6 protein-coding genes are annotated in these 6,660 nt (G+C 58.1%); 1 reads left to right on the forward strand and 5 read right to left on the reverse strand.

What is annotated here, in order from left to right:
• The 5 genes from ABIL25_10450 to ABIL25_10470 all read right to left on the reverse strand — a co-directional run.
• On the reverse strand, positions 1–815 hold an 815-nt coding region (locus tag ABIL25_10450; protein MEO0082687.1), incomplete at its 3' end, for a DUF2723 domain-containing protein.
• A gap of 24 nt (positions 816–839) precedes the next feature.
• Positions 840–1,544: an ABC transporter ATP-binding protein gene (locus tag ABIL25_10455; GenBank protein MEO0082688.1), complete on the reverse strand. Its 705-nt coding sequence runs from the start codon at positions 1,542–1,544 to the stop codon at positions 840–842.
• An 18-nt stretch (positions 1,545–1,562) separates the two neighbouring features.
• Positions 1,563–2,339 carry an ABC transporter ATP-binding protein gene (locus tag ABIL25_10460; protein ID MEO0082689.1) on the reverse strand — a complete coding sequence of 259 codons (777 nt, stop codon included), beginning with the start codon at positions 2,337–2,339 and terminating at the stop codon, positions 1,563–1,565.
• A 59-nt stretch (positions 2,340–2,398) separates the two neighbouring features.
• Positions 2,399–3,442 (reverse strand): branched-chain amino acid ABC transporter permease, encoded by a 1,044-nt coding sequence (locus tag ABIL25_10465; protein MEO0082690.1) that lies wholly within the window; start codon positions 3,440–3,442, stop codon positions 2,399–2,401.
• Positions 3,443–3,452: 10 nt separating this feature from the next.
• Positions 3,453–4,412 carry a branched-chain amino acid ABC transporter permease gene (locus ABIL25_10470; GenBank protein MEO0082691.1) on the reverse strand — a complete coding sequence of 320 codons (960 nt, stop codon included), beginning with the start codon at positions 4,410–4,412 and terminating at the stop codon, positions 3,453–3,455.
• 109 nt (positions 4,413–4,521) lie between these two features.
• Between ABIL25_10470 and ABIL25_10475 the strand changes: the two genes are divergently transcribed.
• Positions 4,522–5,949 carry a hypothetical protein gene (locus tag ABIL25_10475; GenBank protein MEO0082692.1) on the forward strand — a complete coding sequence of 476 codons (1,428 nt, stop codon included), beginning with the start codon at positions 4,522–4,524 and terminating at the stop codon, positions 5,947–5,949.
• The last annotated feature ends 711 nt before the right edge of the window (positions 5,950–6,660 follow it).

A 6,660-nucleotide genomic window follows, 5' to 3' on the forward strand; every position in this document is an offset into this window, starting at 1 on the left:
CACACCTGGTACTGCTTGCCAGTAACGTGCCAGATCAAGCGCTCCAAGTTGACCGGGTTGCCCCATGCCAACAGCGGGTTAGTCCGGGCACGCAGCACCAGGAACAAGTAGGGTGAAAGTCCAAGCAGGAACAGGAGCGCCATCCACGGCAGACGTCTGAGCAGGGACTTACTCCGCTCAAACATAAGCACAAAGCCGGCACCGAGAACGACGCTCATCGCCGACATATGGTTAGTCAGCGCCAGACCACACAAGTACGCAACAACAAGTAGATTTCGGTCGCCAGACGTTGCCGCTTTTCTTTCTACCGTCCGAGTTAGAAAAGCCGGAGAAGCGCTATCTGTCGCGGCTTGAACCGCAAGCCAGATCAGAAGAGCAAGCACTACCGTTAGGGCATATACCTCCACATCCACGGTCACAGACCACAGTGGGAACGAGAAAGCTAACACCAGTGCGGTAACCCCAGCCGCAACCCTGCCAACCTTGAGCCTGAACAGAAGCAGAAGCAGAAGTCCAACTGCTGCAGCGCCCAGAAGTGCACTGAGTCCCGCAACCCGCTGGACAACACTGGCCACCGGAACAAGGCTCGCGAGCCGGCCCATAACCGTGTACAATGGGTATCCGGTAGGATGCAGGATATTCAGCAGATGACAGCCGGCTGCAAGCTCACCCGAATCAATCAGACCAACCGTTGGCGTCAGCGTGAAAAGGTAGACTGCAAGTGCCACCACCGGGATGAGCCAGACCAGCGCTGAGTACCAGGTAAACTGCCCTAGAGACCGGGTGACGGAGCGGTCAAGTTCCGGGCCCTTCACTTTGTCACTGTTACTTCCCGCCGGTCATTCTCCTAGGTACGCCGACTTCACCCTCGGGTCCTCGCGGAGTTCTCGGGCCGTGCCCGAAAGTACGATCCGACCGGTCTCAAGGACGTACGCCCGGTGCGCAATTTGTAGCGCCATGAAAGCGTTCTGCTCAACTAGGAGAATCGTCGTTCCATGTCGGTTGATTTCGGCGATTATCGAAAATATCTCGCGAACGAGAATCGGCGACAGACCCATTGATGGTTCGTCAAGCATGAGCAGCCTGGGCTTGGCCATTAGTCCCCGACCCATCGCCAGCATCTGCAGCTCGCCACCAGACAAGGTGCCCGCGGTCTGGTTCAACCTCTCTTTCAGTCGCGGAAACGACCGGAATACCCTCTCCATCGCCTCGCTGACTTCGCGTCGCGAACGGTTGAAAGCACCCAAGAGCAGGTTCTCACGCACCGTCATGTCTGCAAATGGCTTGCGTCCTTCTGGAACTTGGATCAGCCCTAGCCGAGTGACCGTGTGTCCCGGACGGCCGTCAATGCGGTTACCGTCAAAGACAATCTCGCCGGCCGACGGACGAACTAGGCCGGAAAGGGTACGCAGTGTCGTGCTCTTGCCTGCACCGTTCGCACCAATCAGCGTCACAATCTCGCCTTCGGCCGCCTCGAACGAAATCCCGTGAAGAGCACGGATTGCGCCGTAGTCAACCGCTAAGTTCCTGACTTCTAGCAACATCCTGACTGTCTCACTTTTTCACGGTCTCACTGCATCGCCATCCGCCTGCCCGAGGTAGGCTTCAATGACTTTGGGATTCTCTTGCACTTCCTCAGGCCTGCCTTGGGCAATCAGCTCCCCGAACTCCATTACCAGCACCCGTTCACACACACCCATCACTACTTTCATCTGGTGCTCAATCAAGAATACGGTCAGTCGGAACCGGTCCTTCACGAACCGGATGAGCTCCATCAACTGCCCGACCTCAAACGGGTTCATCCCGGCAGCCGGCTCGTCGAGAAGCAGGAGTTTGGGCTCAGCAACCAGGGCTCGGGCAATCTCCAGCCGGCGCTGCTCGCCATAGGGCAGATTACGGGCAAGCTCGTTCCGGCGAGCCTCAAGGCCTAGCGTCGCAAGTAGCTCGAGTGCCCGGTCCGTAACTTCCCGCTCCTCGCGCCCGAATCTCGGACTGCGCACGACCGCGTCGAAAAAACCGGCCTGGCCTCGATGCGAGTATGCGACCCGGACGTTGTCCAGCACCGACAGCTGGCCGAACAACCTGATGTTCTGGAACGTCCTGGCAATGCCAAGCTGATACACGCGGTACGGCCTCATGCCGGTGATGTTCCGGCCGTCGAATCTGATTTCGCCTGAAGTCGGCACGTACATGCCGGTCACGAGATTGAACACCGTTGTCTTGCCCGCACCGTTTGGGCCGATGAGACCGACCAGTTCATTCTTTGCAACTGCGGCCGTGAAGTCGTGCACGGCCAAAAGGCCACCGAACCGCTTGGTAAGACCAATTATCTCCAGCAGGGGCCAAGACCCGCTCGTGGGCAAATTCTCTCGACTCGCGGTCAACCCGTGCTGGTAGTTCACTTGACCCCGGGTAGCCTTGGCTTCAGGAATCCGAACTCCGTGCCTTGGAACACTCCGTCCGGCCGGACCAGCATAAAGACGATGAGCATCAGCGGGTAAATCACCATACGCCAGTCTTGGACCGCGGCCGGCAACACGACCCTCAACCCTTCTAGAAGGAACGTCCAGGCCACCGCGGCGACCACAGTCCCGGATATGCTGCCCAGTCCGCCCAAGACGACAATAAGCAGTACATCAATGGATTTGAGAAAGTCGAAATTGGCCGGATTCAGATAGGCATACAGGTGCGCGTACAGTGCACCGGCAACCCCGGCATACATGCAGCCGACTACGAAACCCATTGTCTTGTACTTCGTCGTGTTCACGCCGACCGCCTCGGCCGCAAGCTCATCCTCGCGCACCGACACCAGGGCCCGTCCTACACTGGAGAACACAAGGTTTCGGAGTACGACAACTGCAATTGTCGCAAGTACAAACACCCACATGAAAGTCGTAAGCCGAGGAATGCCACACATGCCGGCTGAGCCACCGAGAACTGGAATGACCTTGTCCGAGTTGTCAAACAGCACCTTCATGATGATGCCGAACCCGAGCGTGGCAATCCCGAGGTAGTCGGACCGGAGCCTGAGGATCGGCAGTCCAATCGCAAGTGCTACTACACCGGCCAGAAGTGTCCCTGCCAAGATGCCGACCAGAAGCGTCCATACACTCCCGCCCAGAGTCCGGGTAATCAGCGCCGACGCATAGGCGCCGATGCCGTAGAACGCTGCATGGCCGAGCGAGAATTGGCCGGTATATCCGTACACCAGATTGAGCCCAAGTGCGGAGATAACCATGATTCCGGCCAGAGTCGCAACCTGCTGCCAGTACAAGTTCACCACCCTCAGGGCCATCAGTGTCTGGAGCACTGCGAACGCGGCCAGAACTACCACCGTCGCAACGACCCCGGAACCCAGACGCCTTCGCCTGTCGCCTCGCTCCTCTGGTATCACGCTCGGTGTCCTGTGACCCCCGGCCATTGGGTATTGTGACTTAGCCATTCCGCTCTGGCTACACCTTGTCCCGCATCGGCTTACCAAGAATACCGGTCGGCCGCACTAGCAGCACAATGATTAGTATGCCGAATGCTACCGCGTCGCGCAAAGTTGACGAAACATAGGCCGAAGTGAATGTCTCAGTTACGCCCATTATGACCGCACCAAGCATCGCGCCCGGTATCACGCCGATACCGCCCAAAACCGCGGCAACAAACGCCTTCAGACCCGGCATTATTCCCATCAACGGCAGTATCTGGGGATACGCAATGCCGAACAGCACTCCGCCGGCCCCGGCCAGGGCTGAACCGATGCCGAACGTCACCGAGATAACCGTATCAACGTTGATGCCCATGAGTCGAGCTGTATCCTTGTCCATCGAGACCGCCCGCATCGCCCGGCCGGTCTTGGTTCGGTTCACAAAAAGTGAGAGCGCAAGCATCAGGATGATCGAAACCACGAACACAATTATCTGAATACTTGTGATTTCCACACCGCCCAGTCGAAAAGACGATATTTCGAAAGGCCGAGGAAATGCCCGGGGAGTCGGCCCAAACACGAACTTCAGATTGGTGAAGTTCTCCAAGAATAGCGACACTCCCATCGCGGTAATGAGCGCAGAGATTCTCGGAGCGTTACGCAGCGGCTTGTATGCTACCCGCTCGATAACCGTACCCAGCAAGGCGCACCCGGCCATCGCCAATAGAATTGCCAGGATCAGCGCCAGCACGGGGCCGGCAGTACCCGCGGCTGGAATCAGTCGGACAATTGACCGCGCCATCGAATCAGAAACAGTGGCAAGGGACCGGCTGCTCAGAGCGAAGTATCCAAGATAGGCGCCGACCATGAATATGTCGCCGTGCGCAAAGTTAATCAGCCGCACGATACCATACACCATGGTGTATCCCAGGGCGATGAGCGCATACACGAAACCGAGCTGAAGCCCGTTGATGAGCTGCTGAAGGAAGTACGCCAAGAAAGGATAGATACGCCAAAACCCGGCTCAAGTCAAGCAGAACCTGCCAGAAACTTGACTTCAGGAGACCGAAATCTACAATCGGACTGTGAATCGAGCAGGAGGACAGATGATTAGACCGTGTCTTGTAGCATCGTTGCTGCTCGCTCTTTCAGCACCTGCCCCAGGTTTCGATGTCATGATCGAGAGCCACGAAATACCGCTGGTCGTCAACACCTACGGCTGGCTCCGGCAGAACGGAAGCATGTTTCCGTGGACGCCGTTAGACTCGACTCGGCAGTACTGGGACCTGACCGTCTATCCCGGCGGGCGGATCTTCCGCGTCGGGCTCAAACCGGCAAGTACTGGTCGGCCGCCGGCGCCGGATTCGATGACCAACGACCCGCCGCCGGCTGATGTCTGCGAGTTCGATACTTCTGGTACCGGTGCAATAACATGGCGGTTCCATTACAAGACTAACTTTGGCCTGTACATGGACGGCATTGACTTCGACAACGTTTACCGTTTTCTCGGCAACTACCATCCAGACTACCCTGTGTATCTAACACCAATGTACTACGGCGCAAGCTGGGCTGCAAACAGCTACTGGGTCTGCGACACCGGCGAAGTGCCCTACATGGCAAACGAGCGACACGCCAAGAAGGTCCTTGCTCGGGGCAAGGTCAAAGTCCCGATGTCCAGCCCGTACTACTGGCCCTGCCTTGTGGTCCGTGATTCAATGGCATTCAACGACGAATGGGACACTCGGTACACGCGCTGGGTATATGAATGGCTCGTGCCCGGAGTATTTCTTGGTGCGAATCCCGCAGCCGCGGCCTGGAGTCCGCGCGGCGCTCTGCCCAACTTCAACTATGTCGAGGACATGTTTCTGTTGGGCTCAGTCTCGATTCCAGGACGGGACGTAGTACCGCCAACGTTTTCTGATGTGCGGGTCTGGCCGGATACGAACTATCCCGGCCCGTACAAGGTTTGGGCCACCATCAATGACGACCAGGCAGTCGGCGCCGAATCGCTCTTCTTCAGAGTGAATTCCGGCAATTGGAGCGCAGTTGGGCCCGACTCTTCGTCCGGCAGCCGCTACTGCTTCACCATTCCGAAAGTAACCAGTTCGGCGACGATTGACTACTATGTCTGGGCCAAGGACACATTCTGCGTCAAGCAGAACATTGACCTGTGGACCACCTGGCCGGTGTGCGCACCGGAGAGCGCTGCAATAAGGTTCGTTGTCAGCAACGTCGGCCTTGCCGGCCCGGGCGATGTCGAACCCGGCGACCGCGGACTTCAGGCCCGCCCCAACCCGTTCCGCAGCAACGTTGTCCTGCGTGTCGCTTATAGCGGCGTCAGCCTCCGCATCTACAACAGCACCGGCCGCTGCATCCGCACCCTCCCGGTTCCCTATTCCCTGCTCTCTACTCCCTGCTCCGTGACTTGGGACGGCCGCGACCAATTCGGAAAACTCGTCGGTCCCGGCGTGTACCTTTGTGAACTGAGTAGTTCAGCGCCGAGCACAACCTGCCGACTGGTTAAGCTCAAATAGAATCCGCTACCGGTTCCAGACCCGAGCAGCGGCATCTGAACTGATTTCGGGGTTGACGTCGGCCGGCGGCTTGTCCTGACAACGTAGGGCGCGTCTTGCCAAGTCAGTGGTGACGGGTGTGCCGCGTCACGGCGTGCAGCGAACTCTGCACCCCAGGGACACAACACGAGACTCTTGACGTCAAGCCCAGATTCCGTCGCCGACTGTGTGATACTAATCAATCACACGAGCCGCAGGTTCGGAAATCAGTCTAAGCTCTTGGCAGCCAATCTGCTGTGCGGAATCTTGCCTCATAACCTCTCCGGCTCCCTCAGCGGCTTGGCCAGTCACAACGCCGGATGCTTAAGAAACCGCGGCTGGAGCTGGCACCGTGGTTGCGAAGCGAGACGCGAGACCGGCCGCAGCCCCTGACACCGCAGCCGGCACGATACGGACCAAGACTCTGGACAAAGCTGTTGGCGCATGCCCCGAAAGAGGCCGGTATGCAGCGCCGGGTACCGCTGGCAAGCGAAGACCAGGTGCTCCGCAGCAGGCAGCCAGAGCAGGAACATCGGTTACGGCTCAGCCCGCCGCAGCAAGAATCGCAGAGCGGACGTCTTTCCGCCTATTCGAGCAGCCCTGTTGCCTCATATATGGATGTACTCGAGGACGCCCCGTTGCCTCAGAATACATTTGTACTCGAATCATGAGCTTTGTCCAGCTTGAAGTCGA

This window comes from candidate division WOR-3 bacterium, from assembly GCA_039801365.1.
Taxonomy (GTDB): domain Bacteria; phylum Hydrothermota; class Tepidihabitantia; order Tepidihabitantales; family Tepidihabitantaceae; genus JBDRUN01.

Coding starts and splice junctions, on each gene's coding strand:
- ABIL25_10475 (MEO0082692.1), top strand. CDS start 4,522: ATGATTAGACCGTGTCTTGTAGCATCGTTGCTGCTCGCTCTTTCAGCA.
- ABIL25_10465 (MEO0082690.1), bottom strand. CDS start 3,442: ATGGCTAAGTCACAATACCCAATGGCCGGGGGTCACAGGACACCGAGC.
- ABIL25_10455 (MEO0082688.1), bottom strand. CDS start 1,544: ATGTTGCTAGAAGTCAGGAACTTAGCGGTTGACTACGGCGCAATCCGT.